Source organism: Nitrososphaerales archaeon (assembly GCA_025058425.1).
In the GTDB taxonomy this organism is placed as follows: Archaea; Thermoproteota; Nitrososphaeria; order Nitrososphaerales; family JANXEG01; genus JANXEG01.
In genome coordinates this window covers 1-626 of sequence record JANXEG010000095.1, presented here as the reverse complement: position 1 = coordinate 626, position 626 = coordinate 1, and the positions used below count along the sequence as shown (strand labels likewise).

The 626-nt window shown below is 44.7% G+C and carries 1 tRNA gene; it reads right to left on the bottom strand.

Annotated elements, in window-relative coordinates:
- Positions 1-258: 258 nt before the first annotated feature.
- Positions 259-357, bottom strand: a tRNA-Ala gene (locus NZ896_06840).
- Between the last annotated feature and the right edge of the window lie 269 nt (positions 358-626).

The window sequence follows — 626 nt, the reverse complement described above, 5'->3', positions numbered from 1 at the left end:
TTTGCTATGGTGCTTGACAACCCCCTTTTTGAGGTTGATGAAAGTTATAAAGGTAGTGTCCGAGTCTTCTGGATATCTTAAAGCTCGACAAGCACCTTCTATTTCTATTTGTATTCGCTCTACCCTTAGAAAATCCTAAAAAACAAGTCCATCCTAATCAATTAAAAGAACACCTTACGGAAAACTGTAAGGAGCTTAAAATAGTAAGATTAAAACATTCTCAATTCTCATTTGTCGTATGGTCTTCCATACGTGAGATGGTGGACCGGGCGGGATTCGAACCCGCGACCTCCCGCGTGCGAGGCGGGCGTCGGCACCAGCCTGAATGGGCTGCTCATACCACTGAACTACCGGCCCACATCCAAAGAGGCTGAAGCGCAACCCAACATATCTTCGTCATCCCAGCCGGTTGGTCAGATCGCCCGTCGTAGCGTTGGATTGCGCATCTCCCCCTTACCCTATATGTCAGTGGGACATATTACAGTTACCAAAACTACTTCATCTAGCCAACACATTTACGCTCTCATTTACCCCCCATGATGCATAAAAAGTTTAATATATTCTCTCAACCCACCTACTTTAAGCTTACAACCTATCTTAAACTTTGAGAAAGGTTTGAGCTTAGG